The sequence below is a fragment of the Corynebacterium sp. LK28 genome, assembly GCF_014335105.1.
Taxonomy (GTDB): domain Bacteria; phylum Actinomycetota; class Actinomycetes; order Mycobacteriales; family Mycobacteriaceae; genus Corynebacterium; species Corynebacterium macclintockiae.
The window spans coordinates 24826-44388 of sequence record NZ_PDGZ01000009.1 but is presented as its reverse complement, the minus strand read 5'-3'; the positions used below and the strand labels follow the sequence as shown (position 1 = coordinate 44388).

General features: G+C 60.6%; 18 protein-coding genes. 7 read left to right on the top strand and 11 right to left on the bottom strand.

The genetic code is table 11. The features are described from left to right. The first annotated feature begins 66 nt into the window (after window positions 1-66). The gene (locus CRD15_RS03605; RefSeq protein WP_034992313.1) at window positions 67-1230 is read left to right on the top strand and encodes a cystathionine gamma-synthase; all 1164 of its coding nucleotides are present in this window, start codon (window positions 67-69) and stop codon (window positions 1228-1230) included. A gap of 11 nt (window positions 1231-1241) precedes the next feature. Beyond that, window positions 1242-1658, top strand: a complete 417-nt coding sequence (locus CRD15_RS03600; protein ID WP_043012293.1) for a hypothetical protein — start codon at window positions 1242-1244, stop codon at window positions 1656-1658. A gap of 22 nt (window positions 1659-1680) precedes the next feature. Here the strand turns inward: CRD15_RS03600 and CRD15_RS03595 are convergent, their stop codons facing one another. Together CRD15_RS03595 and CRD15_RS03590 are read right to left on the bottom strand one after the other, a co-directional pair. Further along, entirely contained in the window at window positions 1681-2757 is a 1077-nt protein-coding gene (locus CRD15_RS03595) for a hypothetical protein (protein WP_187401931.1), read from the bottom strand. Between the two features lie 175 nt (window positions 2758-2932). Next, window positions 2933-3922 carry a hypothetical protein gene (locus CRD15_RS03590; protein WP_034966493.1) on the bottom strand — a complete coding sequence of 330 codons (990 nt, stop codon included), beginning with the start codon at window positions 3920-3922 and terminating at the stop codon, window positions 2933-2935. 146 nt (window positions 3923-4068) lie between these two features. On the opposite strand from CRD15_RS03590, the gene CRD15_RS03585 reads away from it, so the two are divergent. Then, window positions 4069-4845: an SDR family oxidoreductase gene (locus CRD15_RS03585; protein ID WP_034966490.1), complete on the top strand. Its 777-nt coding sequence runs from the start codon at window positions 4069-4071 to the stop codon at window positions 4843-4845. Between the two features lie 27 nt (window positions 4846-4872). Here the strand turns inward: CRD15_RS03585 and CRD15_RS03580 are convergent, their stop codons facing one another. The 5 genes from CRD15_RS03580 to CRD15_RS03560 form a co-directional block, all read right to left on the bottom strand. Then, window positions 4873-5190, bottom strand: coding sequence for a YbjQ family protein (locus CRD15_RS03580; protein ID WP_187401930.1), 318 nt, complete (start codon window positions 5188-5190; stop codon window positions 4873-4875). A gap of 110 nt (window positions 5191-5300) precedes the next feature. Further along, complete coding sequence (locus CRD15_RS03575; RefSeq protein ID WP_187401929.1) at window positions 5301-8204, bottom strand: DEAD/DEAH box helicase; 2904 nt, start codon at window positions 8202-8204, stop codon at window positions 5301-5303. Between the two features lie 21 nt (window positions 8205-8225). Next, window positions 8226-8621, bottom strand: a complete 396-nt coding sequence (locus CRD15_RS03570; RefSeq protein WP_187401928.1) for a (deoxy)nucleoside triphosphate pyrophosphohydrolase — start codon at window positions 8619-8621, stop codon at window positions 8226-8228. Between the two features lie 174 nt (window positions 8622-8795). Next, the gene (locus tag CRD15_RS03565; protein WP_255463723.1) at window positions 8796-11225 is read right to left on the bottom strand and encodes an acyltransferase family protein; all 2430 of its coding nucleotides are present in this window, start codon (window positions 11223-11225) and stop codon (window positions 8796-8798) included. A 123-nt stretch (window positions 11226-11348) separates the two neighbouring features. Further along, window positions 11349-11906, bottom strand: a complete 558-nt coding sequence (locus CRD15_RS03560; protein ID WP_187401927.1) for a gamma carbonic anhydrase family protein — start codon at window positions 11904-11906, stop codon at window positions 11349-11351. Between the two features lie 87 nt (window positions 11907-11993). Here CRD15_RS03560 and CRD15_RS03555 point away from each other — a divergent pair, with 87 nt between their 5' ends. Beyond that, the gene (locus tag CRD15_RS03555; RefSeq protein ID WP_034976944.1) at window positions 11994-12527 is read left to right on the top strand and encodes a flavodoxin; all 534 of its coding nucleotides are present in this window, start codon (window positions 11994-11996) and stop codon (window positions 12525-12527) included. A 6-nt stretch (window positions 12528-12533) separates the two neighbouring features. Here CRD15_RS03555 and CRD15_RS03550 read toward each other — a convergent pair whose 3' ends face one another. Then, window positions 12534-12887, bottom strand: a complete 354-nt coding sequence (locus CRD15_RS03550) for a hypothetical protein (protein ID WP_051894000.1) — start codon at window positions 12885-12887, stop codon at window positions 12534-12536. A 107-nt stretch (window positions 12888-12994) separates the two neighbouring features. Here CRD15_RS03550 and CRD15_RS03545 point away from each other — a divergent pair, with 107 nt between their 5' ends. Beyond that, on the top strand, window positions 12995-13966 hold the full coding sequence (locus tag CRD15_RS03545; RefSeq protein WP_034976946.1) for a nitronate monooxygenase family protein: 972 nt from the start codon (window positions 12995-12997) through the stop codon (window positions 13964-13966). An 85-nt stretch (window positions 13967-14051) separates the two neighbouring features. Here the strand turns inward: CRD15_RS03545 and CRD15_RS03540 are convergent, their stop codons facing one another. Next, window positions 14052-15092, bottom strand: coding sequence for a PHB depolymerase family esterase (locus tag CRD15_RS03540; protein ID WP_187401926.1), 1041 nt, complete (start codon window positions 15090-15092; stop codon window positions 14052-14054). Window positions 15093-15210: 118 nt separating this feature from the next. Between CRD15_RS03540 and CRD15_RS03535 the strand changes: the two genes are divergently transcribed. After that, complete coding sequence (locus CRD15_RS03535; RefSeq protein ID WP_080716064.1) at window positions 15211-15531, top strand: GlsB/YeaQ/YmgE family stress response membrane protein; 321 nt, start codon at window positions 15211-15213, stop codon at window positions 15529-15531. A gap of 17 nt (window positions 15532-15548) precedes the next feature. Here CRD15_RS03535 and CRD15_RS03530 read toward each other — a convergent pair whose 3' ends face one another. Beyond that, window positions 15549-15905 carry a hypothetical protein gene (locus CRD15_RS03530; RefSeq protein WP_187401925.1) on the bottom strand — a complete coding sequence of 119 codons (357 nt, stop codon included), beginning with the start codon at window positions 15903-15905 and terminating at the stop codon, window positions 15549-15551. 436 nt (window positions 15906-16341) lie between these two features. On the opposite strand from CRD15_RS03530, the gene CRD15_RS03525 reads away from it, so the two are divergent. Next, entirely contained in the window at window positions 16342-17004 is a 663-nt protein-coding gene (locus CRD15_RS03525; RefSeq protein WP_187401924.1) for a DNA-3-methyladenine glycosylase I, read from the top strand. Window positions 17005-17021: 17 nt separating this feature from the next. Here CRD15_RS03525 and CRD15_RS03520 read toward each other — a convergent pair whose 3' ends face one another. Continuing rightward, entirely contained in the window at window positions 17022-19346 is a 2325-nt protein-coding gene (locus CRD15_RS03520) for an NADPH-dependent 2,4-dienoyl-CoA reductase (protein ID WP_255463722.1), read from the bottom strand. Between the last annotated feature and the right edge of the window lie 217 nt (window positions 19347-19563).

Sequence of the window (19563 nt, the reverse complement as noted above, 5' to 3'; positions counted from 1 at the left end):
GTGATTTCCCGGCGCACAAAAAGCACAAAGACGCGCTACCAAGCCCTAGTTCGAAGAGGAGTTTCCATGGCCCACAACACAGACGCCATCCACGCAGGCTACGAGCCCGACGAGTTCATGGGCTCCATCAACGTACCGATCTACGCCTCCACCACGTTCGCCCAGAACGCGCCGAATGATCTGCGCGGCGGCTATGAGTACGGCCGGGTGGCGAACCCGACTGTCGATTCGCTGGCCCGCACGATTGCGGCGCTCGAGGGCGGCAAACACGGCCGCGTCTACTCTTCCGGTATGGCAGCGACCGACCACCTGCTGCGCGTGCTGCTGCGCCCCGGTGATCACCTGATCATGGGGCACGATGCTTACGGCGGCACGTATCGCCTGATCGCGACCGCTTTCAAGGATTGGAATGTGGACTTCACCGTCGTTGACACCACCGACGCAGAGGCCGTCCGTGCGGCGCTGACCCCGAAGACAAAGCTGGTGTGGCTCGAAACTCCGACGAACCCGCTGCTCGCTGTGTCCGACATCGCCGCCATCGCCGAGGTGCTTGCCGATGAGTGTGGTAGTGACGCCCCTACGCGCCCGAAGTTGATCGTGGATAACACTTTCTGCAGCCCCTACCTGCAACGACCTCTGGATCAGGGCGCGGACGTGGTGCTGCACTCCACGACGAAGTACATCGGTGGACACTCCGATGTGGTCGGTGGTGCGATCGTCAGCAACGATGCGCAGCTGGATGAGGATCTGGACTTCCTGCTGGGCGGGGCAGGTCCGATTGCTTCGCCTTTTGATGCCTACCTCAACGCCCGTGGCTTGAAGACCCTGGGCGTGCGGATGGATCGCCACTGCTCGAACGCCCAAGCTATTGCGGAGTACCTGGACGGCCGCGACGAGGTCGCCACTGTCCTGTACCCCGGCCTGCCACAGCACCCGGGGCACGAGGTGGCTAAGCGCCAGTCCACCGGTAAGGGATTCGGCGGCATGATCTCCGTGCGTTTCCACTCCGAGGAGGCCGCGCTGAAGTTTTGCCAGTCCACCAAGCTGATCTGCTTGGCTGAATCCCTGGGCGGCGTGGAGTCTCTGCTGGAGCACCCGGCGACGATGACCCACCAGTCCGTGACCGGTTCTCAGTTGGAGGTTCCGCGCGACCTAGTGCGTATCTCCATCGGCATTGAGGATCTGGAGGATCTGCTCGCAGATGTCGCGCAGGCGCTGGAGCAGCTTTAAGATCTGGACTTATGAAGTCCTTTTCTTCTTCCAAGTCCTTGGCTGCACTGGCCACCGCAACTGCCCTGGTTGCCGGCGCCGCGAGTGTAGCTCCGGCCCAGGCCGCAGCGTCGTCCGAGGGTAAGGGGTCCAGTACGGCTCCGATTACCCAGCCCGTCGACCCGGATGACAATCCAAAGAATCCGCAAGCGAACAACGAGGGCTCGCTGGCTAGCAGCGTGGAATCCGCGAACCCGGGCGCGGAGTGGTTGTTGAAGGCCTTCCCGCTGGGCAGCACTGACCCTGCGGGTTCCCTGGGCAAAGATGCGCCGCCGATCGCAGGCATTCTGGCCTGGGTCGGCGGCATCGCGGGCGTATTCGCCCTGGGCGCTGCGGCGTTCGGTGCTTACCAGTACGCCGTTCAGCAGGGATGGATCAAGCCACTATAAATAGTGGCTTATGCGCAGGGCGTTAGGCGGATTCGCCTTCGCCGCCCTTGTAACCCAACTGTTCGAGCAGCCCGTCCAGCTCCCCATCCTCCGCGTTGTAAATGTCGGCTTCGAGGATGATGTCCTTGTCCTTGTTGATGATGAAGAGCTTCTCGTGAGCCAGCTCTTTGAAGTGTCCGGCGTAGTTGTTCGGGTCGTTGCTTACGACAACCGGGTTCTGGCTATTGAATTCCTTTGACTTAGTGTCGACATACTCTTTGTCGTTGATGAGGTCGACTTGGTTGTATGCCCAACCGGTGCCCCGGACACCCGTGCAGCGAAGGCCGTCCATTTCGCGGGACGGGCGACTGCGGTCTCGGTAGCGGAGATTAAAGTGGCCGTTCTTGCAGCGGTTGACTAGATCGTTTAGCTTCGCGGGCATTGCGCCCTTGTAAGGCTCCTCGAGGGTGTTATCCGGGCCGCCGAAAGTGCCGGGCGCAGCAGGAGTGTCTGTAGCAGAGCTGGAGCTGCTGGAAGTGCTGCTAGACGAGCTAGTGTCCTCGCTAGACGGAGTGTCTTCGGTGCTTGTCTCCTCAGTGGTTTCCTCTGCACCCGTGGATTCCGTCGAGGAGCTGTCGGCGGTGTTCTTTGTTTCCTCGTCATCCTTCACGACAAAGAAGTAGCCACCGACTGCCAGCGCGACCACTACGACTAGGGCTGCGATGATGCCGATGATCTTGCCGGCACCGCCACCCGAATTCTGAGGCTGGCCGTAAGCTGTCGCCCCCGAGCCATACCCTGCTGCACCTGCGCCGTACCCACCCTGGTCGAAAGGGCTCTGGGGCTGCTGGCCGAAGCTGTTCTGCCCCGGCTCGCCATAACCGTCGAACTGGCTCGGCTGGCCAAAGCCGCCCTGCGGAGCCTGCTGGCCATAGCCACCCTGTTGGCCCGGTTGTGCGCCGGGGTATTGCGCGCCTTGCGGATTCTGGCCTGGGTTCTGCCCCTGCGCCGAATTCCACTGCGTGGTTTCGTCTGTCGGGTTGGAGCCGTTAAAAGGGTTGTCGCCCCCGTTGCTATCGCCCGGATTGGGAGTGTTTCCGTAAGGATTGTTGTTCGTCATGGTGGAGTGAAAGTCCTTCAAGTCTCAAGAAACGTCTTTGCTTTTTGCATGGCTCAGAAATTGTGAGCGCATTCGTGGGGTTGAATGCTGCCACGCGACTTGGTGTTCCGCTACGTGTTCAGTTGGGGTGATATAGGGGTGACAGATGGGGGGATGTGTCACCCCACTAAGGGGATTATTTTTCCGAGTAGCCCAGTTCGATGAGTGCCTGCTTCGCCTTTTCCTCATCGCCTAAGTGCAGGGTGGTTTCCATCAGGTAGCCCTTGGACTTGTTGAAGACGAACACGATCGGGGAGTACGTGTCCGGAATGTAGCCAGCGAAATTATCCGGGGCGTCGGACCAGATCTCGGCGTTGTGGTCCTTGGCGTACTTGATCTCGGTATCGGGAGCCTTGGAGTCCTTGATGAGCTTAATCTGCTTGTACTCCAGCGCTGTGTCCCAGACACCGGAGCACTGCATTCCCTGGACTCGTCGCTTATTTTCCCGGTTCAGCTCAAAGGTGCCGGACTTGCAGCCGTAGACCATATCCTTGAGCTTCGCCGGCATTGCGTCCGCGTATTCCTTGGTCAGCGAATCATCGGGGCCACCGATTCGACCGCGTTCCCGGGGCTGCTTCGAAGTAGAGGACTCGGAGGAAGAAGACTCGCTGCTGCTTTCCGAAGACTCCGAAGTTTCCTCGGAGGATTCACCCGACTTTTCCGCGCTGCTCGAGGAACCGGAGGCCTCGGTAGAGCCTCCCTCATCGTCCTTGTTCAGCAGGAAGTAACCACCGACGATGAGACCAATCACTACGACAGCTGCAACGATGATGCCAACGATTGTTCCGGTGTTTCCACCACCGCCGTTGCCGCCATTCATCGGCTGGCCATATGCGCCGTGAGGTTGCGAGTTGAAGGGGTTCTGGTCGAGCCCTTGCTGGCCATAGCCTTGCTGACCGAGGCCCTGCTGGCCGTAGTTCTGCTGGCCGTAATTTTGCTGACCATAGCCTTGCTGGCCGTAGTTCTGTTGACCGTAGCCTTGCTGGCCGTAGTTCTGTTGACCGTAGCCTTGCTGGCCGTACTGCTGTCCCTGATTAGCGGCTCCGTCCGGGTCCTGACCTGGGGTCTGACCCGGGTTCTGACCCGGATTGAACGGGGAGCCACCATCACCGAAGTTGTTCGACATGTGAAATCCTTAGAGAAACGCCATAATCATTTATTAGGCCAAAGATTAATACATAGAATTGACCGCTGCAGTGCTCTAGGAATTTTTCGAAACCAAGTCGGGAAGAACCTCCTTGTGGCGCCACCCCGGCCGCTACATTGGGACTCATGAGTACTAACGCTGCAGCAACCGAACCTTACCCATCGTCCGACTCCCGCGTAGCCGTTGTCACCGGCGCAAGTGCTGGCATTGGGGAAGCAACCGCCAAGCTCCTGGCCGCGGATGGCTGGCACGTCGTTGTGGCTGCTCGTCGTATGGAAAGGCTAGAGCAGGTCGCGCAAGAGATCGCCCAGGAGGGCGGTAAGGCTACGCCCCTTGCGCTCGATGTGACGGATGGGGCGTCAATAAATAATTTCACCGCAGCCGTGGCCGAGCTGACGGGCTCCAAGGTGGACCTGCTGGTCAACAACGCAGGCGGCGCGCGTGGCCTCGACCCGGTGCTGGAAGCCGATCCGGAGGATTGGCGCTGGATGTTCGAAGCAAACGTGATGGGCACCCTGGAGGTCACCCGCGCGCTGTTCGATCAGCTACAGGTGGCGGAGGCGCCGCAGGTGATCAACGTGGTTTCCGTCGCAGGTCGCGGCGCTTACCGAGGGGGCGCCGGCTACAATGCGGCGAAGTTCGGGCAGACCGCACTGACCGATGTGATGCGCATGGAGTTCGCCGAATCTGGCGTGCGCGTCTGCCAGGTGGATCCGGGACGGGTGGCCACCGACTTCAGCCTCAATCGTTTCAAGGGCGATGCCGAGCGCGCGGCGGAGGTCTATGCAGACAAGCTAAACCTGCAGGCCGAAGATATCGGCGAGACCATTCGTTGGGTCGCGGGGCGGCCACGCCACATGGACGTTGAGTCGATCATGATCCGCCCGCTCGACCAGGTGTAAGCCCGGCAACGCGCCGGGCACGAGCTGCTACTGGAAGGTGACGGCGGTGCCGGTCGCGCTAACCATCACCATGCCGCCCTGCCCCAGGGACTCGTAGTCGATGTCGACACCGACGATGCCGTGCGCGCCCATCTCCAGCGCGCGATCCACCATCTCCTTCAGAGCGGTCTCGCGAGCTTGCAGGATCTCGCCCTCGTAAGCGGAGGAGCGGCCACCGGTGATGTTGCGGAAGCCCGCGCCGATATCCTTGAACATGTTGATGCCCGCCACGGTCTCACCCGAAACGATGCGCAGGTACTGCGCGATGGTGTGGCCTTCGACGGAGTTAGTGGTAGTGACGATCATGGTGTTGCTGGCCTTTCTGCGATTTTTTCTTAATGACGCCCACAGTCCCAGCGTGCGCGCCTGTGCAACCGACTATAGAGGAACGCGCGGGGCTGGCGGCTGAAAAAAGGTCAGCTGGTGACGGGGTTGGTTGTGAAGTAGTTGTATAGACCTGGCGAAACGGGGTGCATGAGGTCCAGACGCATATTAACGATCGGCATTGGCTCTTTGGCTGTGGGAATGGTGGTCTCCACCGCATCGCGGGAACGTGCCTGGCCAAGGTAGTGGAAGTCGTGCCCTTCGGCGTCGTCCTTCTTTACAAACACTTCCAAGGTGTAATTCCCGGCAACAATTCGTTGCTCAATCTTGCTATCGAGGCGCCTGTTTGACTTCGTAAACCAGTTAATCACGGAGGGGCTGTCGAACTTGTCTTCGTACTTGGTGGAATCCGAAATGTCATCGGCCTTGTGATAAGTGATGAAGATTGGGCACGTCCCGGTTTCCTCGTTAGCTGCGTAGCCGTACATCGTGGAGTATTGGTTATTTTCCCAGTTCAGCATGCGGCACACATCCTTACGCGAATACTGCTTTCCAGGGAGCATGGAACCCTGCGATGCGTAGCGTTCGCGGTTGGTGCGCAGGCCAGTCTCGATGGCATCGTCAACATGGCGGGCGAAAAGGGGAGAGGAGTCGTAGGTCTTTCGCAACGTATCGCTGAGGGTGAAGATGTCGTTGCTAAAGGTGGCCAGGGGGAGATTGCCGTATTTCTTTTTCTCGTTGAGTGTGAAGAAGCTCAGATCCAGAATCCTGGAGACCGATTTCAAGGTCAGCGTGTCTAGCCCCTGTTCACTCCGTTGGGGAATGAAGCGATGTAGCAGTGAGCGGAAGTCTTCTACGGAAACCCGACTTTGCTCCAGCAATTGTTTAAGCAGCAGTAGCTCGTGAGGGCGCAGCCCGTTCAGCAATTCATTGTCGAGGAAAGTCAGGAATGCGCTTTCCTCCTTCGTTGGCACTTGAGTTTCCTTCTTCGACCGGACCAGAAAGTCCCAGTAGTTGGCTGTCCTGGACGTAGCAATGATTGGCGGCTGCACAGTGTCCTGGATCAGAAAATCGAGTCGCCAAGGCTGGCGCCCCAGTCGAAACTCCAAGTCGGCGAAAGACTTCTTCAGTTGGTGGAGCTTATCCAAACTGGCATTAGCCAGGCTTTCCAGAATCCGTTGTTCGGAGATCTTGTCAAAGCTGATGCTGCTAATCCCAGCGATTGACCCTGACTCGTCGGCATCCCGCAAACGCTTGCGAATGATGTCCTTGTTTAGTGAACTATCGCCAAAAAGAGCGATGGGCACGAGGAAGTTGTTTTTGTAGTTGCCAATGAAATCGATGACTCGCAAGTGATCCTTGCCTGCCGCCTTGCGCAGACCGCGGCCGAGCTGCTGGGTAAAAATGATGGCGGACTCGGTATTCCGCAGCATGACCACCTGGTTAACGGAGGGAATGTCAATGCCTTCGTTGAAAATATCGACGGTCAGTACATAGTCCAGCTCTCCGTCTTCCAGCTCCTTAATCACCGCATTGCGGGTCTGTGGCGAATCTTCACCGGTCAGCGCTTTGGTGCGCAGGCAATGGCCGAATACCGATTCTCCATTGAGCAATGCGGAAAGCTCTGTGGCCTCTTGCCGCGATGAGCAAAACATGAGCCCCGTGACCTTATCCGCCCGCCCGTAAGTCGTGAGCATGTCGAGTAGATGCTTTACCCGCTCGGTGGAGATCAGCTTGGATAGCGTGCTCGTTTCTTCAATAGTCCGCCCTTGGTCATCGATGTAATCCGTGACCCCGTAGTAGCTGAAAGGTGCGAGCATCTTCGACTCCAAGGCTTTTTGGAGCCGAATTTCGTAGGCCACGTTGTAATCGAAAAGTTCAAAGACGTTAAAGCCATCGGTACGCTCCGGCGTCGCCGTAAGCCCCAGAAGGAAAGCCGGCTGGAAGTGGTCCAGGGTGCGCAGATAGCTCTCTGCACCGGCTCGGTGGACCTCGTCGACAATGATGAAGTCAAAGGAATCGGGATCAAAGTCCCGCAGGTTATCCTCGCGCGAAAGGGACTGAACGCTGGCGAAAACATACTTGCGGTCCGGCTGTCGCGTGGAACCGACGAACTTGCCGAAGTCTTCCGGAGGAGCTTCCAGAACCCTTTGAAATTCCAGGATCGCCTTGTCCAGAATCTGTTCCCGGTGAACGATGAACAGCATTCTTTCCGGCTTGGCTTCCCGGACACTCAGCGCGGCGAGGATTGTCTTGCCCGTTCCCGTCGCGGAGATCACGACCGCGCGCCGGGCATTCGACTCGCGAATCTGTTTGATCTTTTCGAGGGCTTCCGACTGCATCGCGTTGGGCCTAATACGACCGACGGGGATGACCTCGTCTTTTTCCCCGAGTATCTCGTTCCTCTGCGGGATCGGTTTCCACGATTTCTCGTAGGCGTCGATCCATGCTGCGGTGAGTGGCTCGGAGCGCTCTTCCAATCGCGCGACGGCATTTCGAACTTGCAGGGCAATGTCGCCATCCGGCATGGCCGAAAAGCGCACGTTCCATTCCGTGTTGCTAATTAGGGCGTTACGGGTCAGATTTGAGCTGCCAATGATCGCCGTTGTGCCACCGGCGTGCTCAAAGACGTAGCCCTTGCTGTGGAAAGCGTCGACCGAGTCTTTAAGTACCCTGACTTCGATGTTGGTGAGTTGTAGAAGCTCTTTAAACACCGCAGGTTCGTTGAACTGCAGATATGTCGAGGTGATGATGCGACCCTGGCCCTGGAAATTCAGCAGGTCCTGCTTCAACAGTGCCAGTGCGGAGGAAGTGATGAAAGCAATCGAAAAATCAAAGCTCTTTGCGCGCTTTAGTTCGTGCTTGATGGCGCGCAGCATATCGTTGCTCTCGGTGTTAGCAATGAGCGCAGGATTGAAAACCTGGCCGGATTCAATACTTCGATCCAGATAGCCGAAGGCTGTATCCAGGCCTACCTTCGTATCGAAAACAGACACGATGCTTCCTCAAAAAGCTGGCTACTGGCCGAGCTCTTGGACTATTTTCTGGACCGCAGGAATGTCGGCGGGTGCCCAATCGAGCTCCGGAAGTTCGTTGACATCCATCCAGCGGATCTCTGCGTGTTCGGTGATCTGAGGGTCTGCTCCATTCAGGGTGCAGTAGAAGGTGCTGAGGACTACGGTTCCGAAGTCGTAGTTGTGCTCCGTCGTTTCGAGGTGGTCGCCCACAGTCGCGTCACACAGTAGCTCTTCTCGCAATTCCCGTCGGAGTGCTTCCACTGGGGTTTCACCTTGTTCGATCTTTCCGCCGGGGAATTCCCACGTCAGTGGAAGGGACATCGATTCGCTGCGTTGGGCTGCCAGGACCTTGCCATCGCGTACAAGCACGGCCCCGACTACGTTGATCCTCTTCATTTCGATACCTCCACAGCTTTGAATATTGTCGTAGCCTAGCAGGCATTCTTCTTTTCTGCCGCGCAGTCTTCCAGCTCCTCCAGAGGGCTAGCCTGTGGGCACAATCACCGTGGTCGCGAGCCCGCAATTCACCTCCGACGAACTCCCGTCGCCGACGTTGGAAGACCTGCCCCGTTAGTTCTGCGGGTTCGGGGGCGCGGGCTGATTCTTCTTGGGCATCAGCCCGACGTTCATCGGCGGGATCTTGTGGTTCGGATCGAACATCTGCGCCTCTAGCTCCGGAGCCAGAGTCTCCGCGAAGATGTTGTTGAAGTGGTGCGCATCGCGGTAGACCGCCATGTTGCCGATGATGGACGGGCACCAGTCCTCGCGGCACACCGCCGCGGTCAGATCCAGGAGGGTCACGTCCATGCCCTTGTAAGCTTCGATGGAAGGATCCTCAGGCAGCAGGGAATCCCAAATGCTCTGGCCACACTCGGCGTTGATGGCCAGCACCTCATTGAAGTTCGGGCGACCGGGGTTAGCCAGGCCAGGGAAACCATCGTCTTCCGCAGCTTCGCCCTGCTTACCTTCCATCATCTCCGCCACGCAGGTGCGCATGTCACGCGGTGCCCCGTTGGCGTTGGTCTGCCACGGGTTATCGCGCATCAGCCAGCTGTGGATGCCCTGGTCGGTAAAGCTCTGGACCAGATCCTTGTACTCCTGCGGCACCTGCTCCGGGCCCGCGCCACCGATCGTGGACGGTCGGGTGCCGGTCATGAAGATGCCCTCTGTCGGCGGGTGCTCCTTGATGTACTCCACGACCTTTTTCGACCAGCTGATGCAGGTGGGGTAGGGATCGCCGTTGACGCGCGGGATGTTGGCATTCACCGGGCAGCCCATCTTCAGGATCGGGATCATCTTCACGTGCCGGTTGCGGCCCACGATGTCCAGCGCCGGAATGTAGTGCTCGGAGTGCGAACCGCCGATGACGTACAGGGTCTTGTCAGAGTGGATGTCGCCGTAGGCACATTCCTCGTCGGAACGGTTGTAGTTCTTCTTCAGAATCAGCGCATCGCTATCGAAGCCGATCTGGCAGCCATCCGGCTGGGTCTGTGGCAGCAGCGAATGGAAGTCCTCCAATGGTGGCACCAGCGGCATGTTCTCCGGCACGGGAGCGTTGTTTAGGAAGCTTGCCGCGCCGGGGTAGATTGACCGATCGGCCGCCAGATCCCACAGCTGTTCGCTGTTGACGTCCTCGCGGTGCTGGAGGTACTTCGGGGAAGCCACCACTGCGCCGGCGATCACGATAACCAGCACGGCGTAAATGGCCTTCGGCCAGGCGGAAAGGGACTTTGCCCAGTAACGGGGGCTCAGCAGCACCCAGTTACGCTCCGGCTTCTTGCCCTGGCGCAGCGGGCGCTCGATCAGGATGTTGGACAGCCAAGCCAGCACCACGCTGCCCCCGATCACAGCTGCGCCCAGCGCCGGGGTGACCTTGGGGACGTTGAAGTAGTAGACGCACAGCACCAGGATGGGCCAGTGCCAGACATACAGCGCGTAGCTGATGCGGCCCAAGAACTGGAACGGACGGGTCAGTAGCATCCGGGTAACGCCGACGGGCTCGCCGGAGTGGCCGGCAACAACCACCAGCAGCGCGCCGACCAGCGGCACCAGCGTCCACGGGCCCGGGAACTGGGAAGAGCCGTCCAGGAAGATGCCGGTACCGATGATCATGGCCAGACCCACGATGCCCATGATCGTGCGCGTCCAGCGGCCGAGGGGACGCAGCACCGGGTTGCCGTTGGCATCTCGGCGCAGCAGCAACATGCCCAGCAGGCCACCCAGGCCGATCTCCCAGAAGCGGCTCAGGGTGGAGTAGTAGTTGATGGTCTGGTCTTCTATGTGGAAGTACGTGGCGTAGGCGAAGGAAAGTACCGTGGCGGCGGTAAGCACAACAAGCAGTACTTGGCGGGCGTACTTGCGGAAGATCAGGGCAATCAGAGTGATAACCAGTAGCGATCCGGCGTAAATCTGCAGCTGGGCAGACATGGACCACAGGTGCTGGAACGGGCTGACCGTGGTCTTTACGGACGTGTATTCGCGGCCGGTGTATGCCAACTGCCAGTTGATGTAATAGCCCAGGGCGGCCACCGCATCCTTCGCCATCTGCACATGCACGAGGCGGTTCATCAGCAGTAAGGAGGCCGCAAGCACGCTAGCAACCACCACCGCGAGCAGCGGGAAGAGTCGCCGGATAATGCGGATCAGGGACTGCGGGAACGTCAACCCCTTCGGGTTCTGCGCATTTCGCAGCTGGCTGCCAAAGAAGAAGATGCCGCCGAGCAGCAGGAACACGTCCACGCCCGAGCTGACCTTGCCGACGAAGACGTGGAAGACCACGACCAGGCCGATAGCCAGGCCGCGCAGCCCCTCAATGTCGTAGCGCATGCTGGAGGAGCGCACGCCGGACTTACCGGAAGAGCCAACCTTCTTGGCGCTGCTTTGCGCAGCGTCGGTGGATTCCGTTGATTGTTTCGCCGTTGATCGTTTCGCCTGAGTAGCGTCCGACTGCTCCGTTGTATGGTGCGAGTTCTCGTCCGCCGTAGAGTTTCCCTGTGCCATAACTTGAATCAGTCTATTGACCAGCGGGAAAAATATCGAAACGACTCACCCGTCAGTGCTCAAAGTGCATGGGGCTGCAACTTCTGGCACCGCCTGTTTGCGCCGTGGAACCACACCACCGAGCTACTCGAAATACACATCCTCCAAGGACAGTGCCTCCGCTGTGCTGGCCTGCTTACCGGCTGTTTCCACGTAACGCGCTGCATGGGCGATGAACCCCTGCCGCTCCTCCTCAGTCAGCTCGCGCCGTACCTTCGCGGGCAACCCGGCGGCCAAGCTGCCAGCCGGAATCTTCTGGCCTTCCAGCACCACCGCGCCCGCGGCGACGAGGCTACCGCTGCCGATCACGGACCCGGACAACAGCGCCGACTGCATACCGATCAACGTCCCCGCCTCTACGTGCGAGGAGTGAATCAGCGCCTGGTGGCCAATAGTCACGTCGTCTTCCAGCACGCACTGCTGCCCGCGCTCCACGTGCATCACCGAGTTATCCTGCACGTTTGTCCGCTCGCCGATGCGGATCGCGCCCACATCCCCGCGCAGCACGCACCCGTAGAACACCGAGGAATCCGCCCCGATCTCTACATCTCCAATGATCGTCACACCGGGGGAGATCATCGCGCTGCGGTGGATCCTCGGCGCCTTGCCCTGAAACGGAAGGATGAGCGGTGCTGCATTCATGTTCTCTATGCTAACTATTTTTGGACGCCCACACCCCCTTTCCCCGAATGGTTCACGCAACACTGCAGGATCGGTAGCGTTGGCGTCATGAGTAAGAACACCACGAACGACGACCAGCCAGTAACGATCCTGGTCGTCCACCACAGCCCCACAGAGAAGGCCCAAAAGCTGGCGGACACAGTCCTCGCCGCAGCGCGCGCCGCAGCCGAGGAAGTGAATGCCGAAATGGGGGAGGCCGGGGATGGCGGCGGCCAGCCGGCCGTGCAGGTCCTGGAGCGGCAGGCGTTGGATCCCGACGTCGACGAGCTGCGCGGCGCCAGCGCGGTGATCCTGGGAACTACTGCCAACTTCGGCTACATTTCCGGCGCCCTCAAGCACTACTTCGACACGGTGTACGTGCCGGTCCTAGAGGACATGAAAAACACCCCGACCAGCTGGTGGATCCGGGGTGGATATGACACGACGGGTGCGGAGAAAGCCATGCGCTCCATCCTCACCGGGTTGGAATGGCAGACGGTCGCCGAACCCGTCGAGTTCACGGGAGATATTGAGCCCCACCTGGCGGAGCTAGAGGTGATGGCGCAGGCGGTAGTGGGCCAGGCTGTGGCGTCGATAATTTAAGGCGCTTTAGCGCTGGTCGGACAGCGCGTAAGCAGCACCGGCGACGGCCGCAGTGACCGAAAGAACCGCAGGCCAAGCACCAATCTTCTTAGCCAACGGGTGGGACAGGCCGAACGCCGCGATGTAGCCGGTGGTCAGCCCCACAGCTACCCCGGCGCCGGCCTTGGCATTCCAGGAGCGGGCGGCATAGCCCCCGGCAGCAGCGAGGATGACGCCGCCGAGTGGCCGGATGCCGGTCTCCCGCGCAGTCAACCAACCACCGATAAGACCGGTGGAAACAACCGCGGCGGTGCTGACCTCCTTCGCAGGCTTCACAGTGGTGGTGGGCTTGAGCTGATCCAGCTTCGTTTTCTTAGACATGCCCCCACCCTACGCGCGCGACGAGACCTAGACTTCGTATAATCGACAAAACGATGACTAGGGTGGCAAGTAGTTCAAGGTACAACGATCATGAGGAGGAACATTCCATGGTTGATCGGATCGATACCCGGCTAACCGAGCTGTGGGGAATCGATAAGCCAATCATCGGCGCACCTATGGCCGGGCGCTCCGACGGCGAGCTGGCTGCAGCGGTGAGCCGCGCCGGTGGCCTGGGCATGTTCGGCGCCGGTGCGGGTACTGCGCCGGAGTGGATCCTCGAGAATGCGCGCATTGCGGCGGAAGCTGGCCCCTATGGCATCGGCCTGATGGTGTGGGCGCTGGAGGACAACCCCGCGCAGTTCGACGCCGTGCTGGAAGCCCGCCCCACCGTGGTGAGCTTGGGGTTCGGGGATCCCGCGCCCTATGTGGATCGGGCGCACGAGGCCGGAATTTCCGTTGTCGCGCCGATCAATACCATGGCTCAGCTGCGCCAAGCGCTGGCCGCGGGCGTGGACGCAGTGTGCGTGCAGGGAACCGATGCCGGCGGCCACACCGGTCGCATCGGCACCCTGCCGCTGCTGCAGATCGTGACGGAGTACATGCAGCTTCACGCGCCGGGCGTGCCGATCGCTGTCGCCGGAGGTATCGCTACGGGACGGGGCGTGGCCTCCGTGCTGGTAGCTGGTGCGGACGCAGCCTGGGTGGGCACTGCGCTGCTGGCTTCGCCTGAAGCTGCGGGGCCAGAGGAGCTCCGGCACGCCGCGATCAAGGCCACGGCCAGCAAGGCCGTGTTGACGGACATTTACGACCGCGCCGAGAAGCAAAAGTGGGATACCGAACAGTGGCCAACCCGCACTGTGCGCAACGCATTTGTGGATACGTACGGACCATTGTCCGACGCTGGTGAGGTAAGTGATGAGGAACTGATCGCCGCCCGCGCTGCGGGAGGCGACTTCGCCGACGAACTGAAGCTGCACGCGGGGCAAGGCGTTGAGCTGCTGCGGGCAGAGGTTCCGGCGGGGGATGTCGTGCAGAAGATGTACGACGAAGCGCTGTGTTGCCTACGGCGCTTCGCTTAGGTTTCCCCAGGTGTACTAGTCGCTAGCTGTTTGGGGCTAGCGACTCGAGGCTAGCGACTCGAGGCTAGCGACTCGAGGCTCGCGACTAGAGGCGCTGGCGGGACAGGAAGTTCCAGACTTCCTGGGAGGCATCCGGGACGCGGTTCCAGGTGTGGTTCTGCGGGTTCAGGATCAGCTGCAGTTCCTTGCGGGCGCACGGGTAGACGTGGCGCTCGCCGCCTGGGATGCGGGTGACGCGCGGCGGGAAGCCACAGCCATTGCGGCGTGCGTAGCTGTTCACCAGGTCGCGAACGGCCATGTAGTGGGCGCCGTTGTGGCGGTAGCCGCCACCGATCTTCATCATCGTGTCGCCACGACCGTGCATGATCAGGAAGGGGATCGCACGGTTCTTGCATCCGCGGTTCACCGGATCGTAGAACGCGCCACCGACAGCAGCGGCACCGGCGAAGACGTGGGGCAGGTGGCAGGCAACAACTGCCGTCATGCCACCACCGTTGGAGTGGCCGGTAGCGTAGATGCGGCCGCGGTCAATGTTGTAGGTGCGGTCGACCTCATCGATGATCTGCAGGAAGAACCGCAGGTCGGTCCCACCCTTTACTACTGCGTAGGGGGCGCCTTCCCAGCCGTGGTTGATGGACTCCGGGAAAACCTTGATGGCCTGCTGGCGTGCACCGGTCTCGTACAGGCGGGAGTAGCGGCGGAAGTTCTCCGGGGTGTCCCGCCAGCCGTCGAAGCCGAAGATCACGGGAGCCGGGCGTGCCGGGTTGTAGTGGGTCGGCATCTCCAGGATGTAGCGACGGTTGTAGCCGCCAGAGCGGGTGTAGACGTTGATCTGTTGGCCGTTGCCGATGCGCGGAGCTGGCTTGGCGGTGTTCACGCGCTGCGGGCCCTGCTTCGCCGGAGCCGGCGGCTGAAGCATGCGCTGCAGATCAGAAGAACCTGCAGGCAGCGGAGGCAGCTGCGGAAGCGGAGGAAGCTGGGGCAGGGATCCCTGCGGGGCGGCGTTGGCGGCGGGAGCGTTGTGCGCAGCTACGCCGGCTGCGCCCAGCACGGTGGCCAGAACGAGGGAAAGGGTTACAACAATGCGCTGGAATGCAGCGAAGAAAGTGGTCAGAGGTTTTTTCACGAAAGTGACTATACATAACCTGTGAGAAAGCTTCTAATTGTTTGAGTATGGAAGGGGTAAATCTTTATTTAGGCAGCGTCCATAGAACTTCCTGGGGACCACAGGTAGCGTAGGTGACATGACTACAGAAATTCTTGCAGCAAACACTTTCCTTCTCGCGAGCGATTCTGCGGTGCCGCCACTCGGCATGCTTGGTTGGATCATTATCGGTGGCCTGGCTGGCTGGATCGGCTCCAAGATCATGGGCACCGACGAGCAGATGGGGCTAGTCCTCAATGTCGTCGTCGGTATCATCGGCGGCTTCATCGGTGGCTGGGTCTTGGGGCTGCTGGATATCGGCAGCGGCGGCAAGTTCTTTAGCTTCCTCACCTGCCTGCTGGGTGCATGTATCTTCCTGTTCCTCGTCGGCCTAGTTACCGGCAAGCGCGGCAAGAAGTAGCAACAAGCTACGGGGCGTTAACGCGCTCCCATGGTGGGCTGAGTGCTTACGCCGAGGCGCGCGCTTTCGGCTTCCAAGCCTTGGCCTAGCCACAGCACTAGCAGCAAGACGACCAGTCCGCAGATGATGAAAATCAGCGTTCCGATGAAGAAGTAGGAACGGAAAGGGTCACTTTTCGATTCTTCCCGAGTAGGCGCCTCGACCTCAGGTCGGGCGCTTTCTTCATTCCTGGAAACGGCTGGCTCGCCCGATTCGTTGAGGAATCCGCCGCGCTGAACAGATACGGCGCGAAATGTACCGGTATCGCGCTGCGGCGATATCGGCTGCGGAGCCACGGTGGGTTCCGCAGGGCCGACTGTGGGGCGACCTTCCATCGGGTTTCCTCCCGTCTATTACTTAAAGCGTTCCACGTTGTTTTCTGGCTGCGATACAACCGTGGGCTCGAGCAGTCGGGTCGGTGCTGCGAACCCTGAAAAGTAATCGCAGCGCCGAGCGAAGGCTCTGCGAGAGGCTGAAAAGTGAGGTAATAAAAACAGCCCTTGCTGTTGGGTTATTTTAAGCTTAGTCGCGACTTTCCGCTATGTAGAAGGCGACCCCTTTCGAGGGGCAGGCATCCTGGTGAGTGCCATTTTTCTACCCCCAAGTGGGGTTATCCACAGGTCAGGGCTCTGTGGATAACTCCGCAGTAGGGGTGGGGTAAGAAGCTGCTCGCGCGGAGGTCGTCCGGCGTTTTTATTACGCTGTTGATTGCTACTAGCGCTTACACGCGGCAGCTAGGCTTTTCGCAGTTGAAAGGAAAGAAGAAACGCGATGGAAGGCACACGGCAGTTACTCACCACCAGCACTGGCCAACTCACCGACGAATCCGGGGTGGCCCGTCCACCGTGGGCCTATCGCAGCGAGGTCGAGCTGGACTACTACGACAACGAATGGGGCCGCCCCGTCATCACCGAGCACGGCCTTCTGGAACGCATCTCCCTAGAGGGCTTCCAATCGGGGCTGTCGTGGGCCACGATCCTGCGCAAGCGGCGGGGTTTTCGCTCTGTGTTCTTTCTTTTTGACGCCCAGCGCATCACCGAAATGAGTGAATCCCAAAGACGCGCTGCTCTGCAGGATGAGCGTTTGATTCGCAATGCCCGCAAACACGAGGCACTGTACGAAAATGCCAAGGCGACGTTGGCGCTGCGACAGTTGGACGAGTATCAGGTCTTGCCGGAGGATTCACCGGCGCACCAGGTGCTGGGTGGTGCGGCAAACAGGCTCGCTCCCGGACTGCCCGTGCTGGTGTGGTCTTTCACCCCGGCCGAGCACTCCCGGCCCGCTACGCTGGAGGACGTGCCCTCGTCCTCGCAGGAATCCCGCGCGCTGGCGCGGGAACTCAAGCGCCGCGGCTTCCAATTCGTTGGCCCCACCACCTGTTATGCGCTGATGCAGGCCATCGGCATGGTTGACGACCGGGTGGTGGAGCCTTAGAGGGATAGTGCGGCCGCTTAGATTTTGGCGGCCAGCTCGACGGCTTGGCGGATGGCGCGCTTGGCGTCCAGCTCCGCGGCGACGTCTGCACCGCCGATGATGTGAACGTTGCCGGAGTCCTTATTGTCGGCACTATCCTGTTCAGCGCCTGCCGGGCGGACGGACTCCTGGCCGGTGCACAGCACGACCGTGTCCACGTTCAGCACACGCTCTTCGCGGTTCTCCTTGGTTTCGCGCTCGATCTGCTCCAACAGTTCCTGCTTCTCTGTGCGATCCAGGGTTCGGCCTTCGAAGGTGCCGGACTTGATCTGCTTGATCTTCTTCAGGGTGACCTGCGGATCCTCCACCGGAACGGTGATGTGCAGGCCATCGGAATCGATCTTCTCGTAGGTCACGCCCACGATCTGCTCCGTGCCACCCATCGCAACTGTCGCACGGTGCACCCAGCCGGTCGTCTTGCCCAGCGAGCGGCCCATGCGGGTCGGCTTACGCTGCAGCATCACCACGCGGCGCTGAGGGCGCTCCGGCTTCGGGGTGGAAAGGTTGCCGTGTACGTCGGAATCCTCGACCACGCCCCACTGGCTGTTCCAGGAGGTTAAGGACTGCGGCTCGCCCTGGCGATCCTCCAACAAGAACTCCGCGACGTCGTAGCCGATGCCACCGGCGCCGATGACGGCCACGTATTCGCCCGGAGCCTTCTTGCCGGAGATCAGCTCGGCATAGGTGGCGACAGTCACGCCGTCGATTGTGCCCTCCAAGCCTTCGGCCACACCGGGGAACTCAGGAATGCGCGGGCGCACGCCCGTGGCCACCACGACCTCCTCGAATCCATCGGCCTGCAGCTCTTCGGGGGTCACGGCCTTGCCGGTGGAGATGTTCACCTTCAGACCCTCCAGGCGGTTAACCACCGCGTACAGAGCCTGCACGAACTCTTCCTTACCCGGCACGCGCATCGCTAGGTTGAACTGTCCGCCCAGGGTGTCGGCGGCCTCAAAGATAGTGACGTCGTGGCCACGGAGTGCCAGCGCTTCAGCAGCGAAGAGTCCGGCTACACCGCCGCCGATCACGCCGATCTTCTTCGTACCCTGCGCGGGCAGCAACTCCAGTTCCGTCTCGTAAGCCGCCCGCGGGTTAACCAGGCAGGTCGCCCGCTTGTTCTCGAAGGTGTGGTCCAGGCAGGCCTGGTTGCAGGCGATGCAGTGGTTGATCTCGGTGTTCAGGCCGCGTGCAGCCCGGTTGACGAATTCCGGGTCGGCCAGCAGCGGGCGAGCCATGGAGACCAGGTCGGCCTGCGGGGTGCCGGCGGGCTCGCCGTCGCCACCGTCCCAGCTGCCGTCGAGGATGGCCTCGGCAACCTCCGGGGTGTTGATGCGGTTAGAAGCCACCACCGGGATGTTTACGTGTTCGCGCACCTTCTGCGTGGCCCAGGCGAAAGCGCCGCGGGGCACGGAGGTCACGATCGTCGGGACCTGTGCCTCATGCCAGCCCACGCCGGAGCTTAGCATGTCCGCTCCGGCCTCTTCGAGCTTCTTGGCCAGCTGCAGGATCTCCTCCTGGCTCTGGCCGCCCTCGACCAACTCCAGCACGGAGATGCGGTAGTCGATTACGAAGTCCTCCGGCACCTTGGCGCGGATGGCCTTCACAATCTCCACGGGGAAGCGCTGGCGGTTTTCCACCGAACCTCCCCACTTGTCAGTGCGCTGGTTCGTGCGCTCCGCGAGGAACTGGTTGATCAGATAACCCTCGGAGCCCATCACCTGTACGCCGTCGTAGCCTGCGTCGGCAGCGAGGGCGGCGGAGGCGGCGAAGGCGTCAACAAGCTTTTCTACCTCTTCTCCCGTCATCTCCCGGGCGGGGAAGGGGCTGATCGGCGACTGCGACGCAGAGGCGGACTGCACCATCGGGTGGTAGCCATAGCGACCCGCGTGCAGCAGCTGCAGCAGGATCTTCGCGCCACCGGCATGCACCGCATCGGTGATTTCGCGGTGCGCTTCGGCGATCTCCGGGGTGTTGAACGGGGTGCCGTAGGGGGTCAGGTTGCCCTCTAGAACCGGTGGGTAGCCGCCCGTGACCATCGCGGCCACGCCACCCTCGGCGCGGGCGGCGTAGAAGGCGGCGAGCTTTGGTACATCTTCGGTGTTGTCCTCCAGGCCGGTGTGCATGGAGCCCATGATCACGCGGTTGCGGAAGGTGGTCTTGCCGACCTGGATGGGGGAGAGGAGGGTCTTGTAAGCGGTGGCAGGATCCTCGGTCGGGGTGGCGGTGAGTGTGGCTGCGCCGGGTGCCGTAGTCAGCGGCAGCAGGGTGCGGACGGAAGAGTCGTTGGAAGGCTGGTTCGTCATGGGCGCAATTATTCCTAACTGCGCAAAAACTTGTGGAGCTTTTCGAGAAACCGAGAGCATTCAGCCCGACGCGGGTTAAAGTATGTATCAAAATGTGAGTAATGTATGACAATCATCGCTGTTCAGCGTGATTCCGGTCACACGATAGGGTGAAGCTAGAAAGAGTAAGGCAATCCTAATTTTGTCTGTTCGCGCCGGTCGGTGCACTCTAGAGAAC

What these genes read in the sequence shown, in the direction of transcription:
- CRD15_RS03605 (WP_034992313.1), top strand. Translation starts at nt 67, where the DNA reads ATGGCCCACAACACAGACGCCATCCACGCAGGCTACGAGCCCGACGAG.
- CRD15_RS03600 (WP_043012293.1), top strand. Translation starts at nt 1,242, where the DNA reads ATGAAGTCCTTTTCTTCTTCCAAGTCCTTGGCTGCACTGGCCACCGCA.
- CRD15_RS03595 (WP_187401931.1), bottom strand. Translation starts at nt 2,757, where the DNA reads ATGACGAACAACAATCCTTACGGAAACACTCCCAATCCGGGCGATAGC.
- CRD15_RS03590 (WP_034966493.1), bottom strand. Translation starts at nt 3,922, where the DNA reads ATGTCGAACAACTTCGGTGATGGTGGCTCCCCGTTCAATCCGGGTCAG.
- CRD15_RS03585 (WP_034966490.1), top strand. Translation starts at nt 4,069, where the DNA reads ATGAGTACTAACGCTGCAGCAACCGAACCTTACCCATCGTCCGACTCC.
- CRD15_RS03580 (WP_187401930.1), bottom strand. Translation starts at nt 5,190, where the DNA reads ATGATCGTCACTACCACTAACTCCGTCGAAGGCCACACCATCGCGCAG.
- CRD15_RS03570 (WP_187401928.1), bottom strand. Translation starts at nt 8,621, where the DNA reads ATGAAGAGGATCAACGTAGTCGGGGCCGTGCTTGTACGCGATGGCAAG.
- CRD15_RS03565 (WP_255463723.1), bottom strand. Translation starts at nt 11,225, where the DNA reads ATGGCACAGGGAAACTCTACGGCGGACGAGAACTCGCACCATACAACG.
- CRD15_RS03560 (WP_187401927.1), bottom strand. Translation starts at nt 11,906, where the DNA reads ATGAATGCAGCACCGCTCATCCTTCCGTTTCAGGGCAAGGCGCCGAGG.
- CRD15_RS03555 (WP_034976944.1), top strand. Translation starts at nt 11,994, where the DNA reads ATGAGTAAGAACACCACGAACGACGACCAGCCAGTAACGATCCTGGTC.
- CRD15_RS03550 (WP_051894000.1), bottom strand. Translation starts at nt 12,887, where the DNA reads ATGTCTAAGAAAACGAAGCTGGATCAGCTCAAGCCCACCACCACTGTG.
- CRD15_RS03545 (WP_034976946.1), top strand. Translation starts at nt 12,995, where the DNA reads ATGGTTGATCGGATCGATACCCGGCTAACCGAGCTGTGGGGAATCGAT.
- CRD15_RS03535 (WP_080716064.1), top strand. Translation starts at nt 15,211, where the DNA reads ATGACTACAGAAATTCTTGCAGCAAACACTTTCCTTCTCGCGAGCGAT.
- CRD15_RS03530 (WP_187401925.1), bottom strand. Translation starts at nt 15,905, where the DNA reads ATGGAAGGTCGCCCCACAGTCGGCCCTGCGGAACCCACCGTGGCTCCG.
- CRD15_RS03525 (WP_187401924.1), top strand. Translation starts at nt 16,342, where the DNA reads ATGGAAGGCACACGGCAGTTACTCACCACCAGCACTGGCCAACTCACC.
- CRD15_RS03520 (WP_255463722.1), bottom strand. Translation starts at nt 19,346, where the DNA reads ATGACGAACCAGCCTTCCAACGACTCTTCCGTCCGCACCCTGCTGCCG.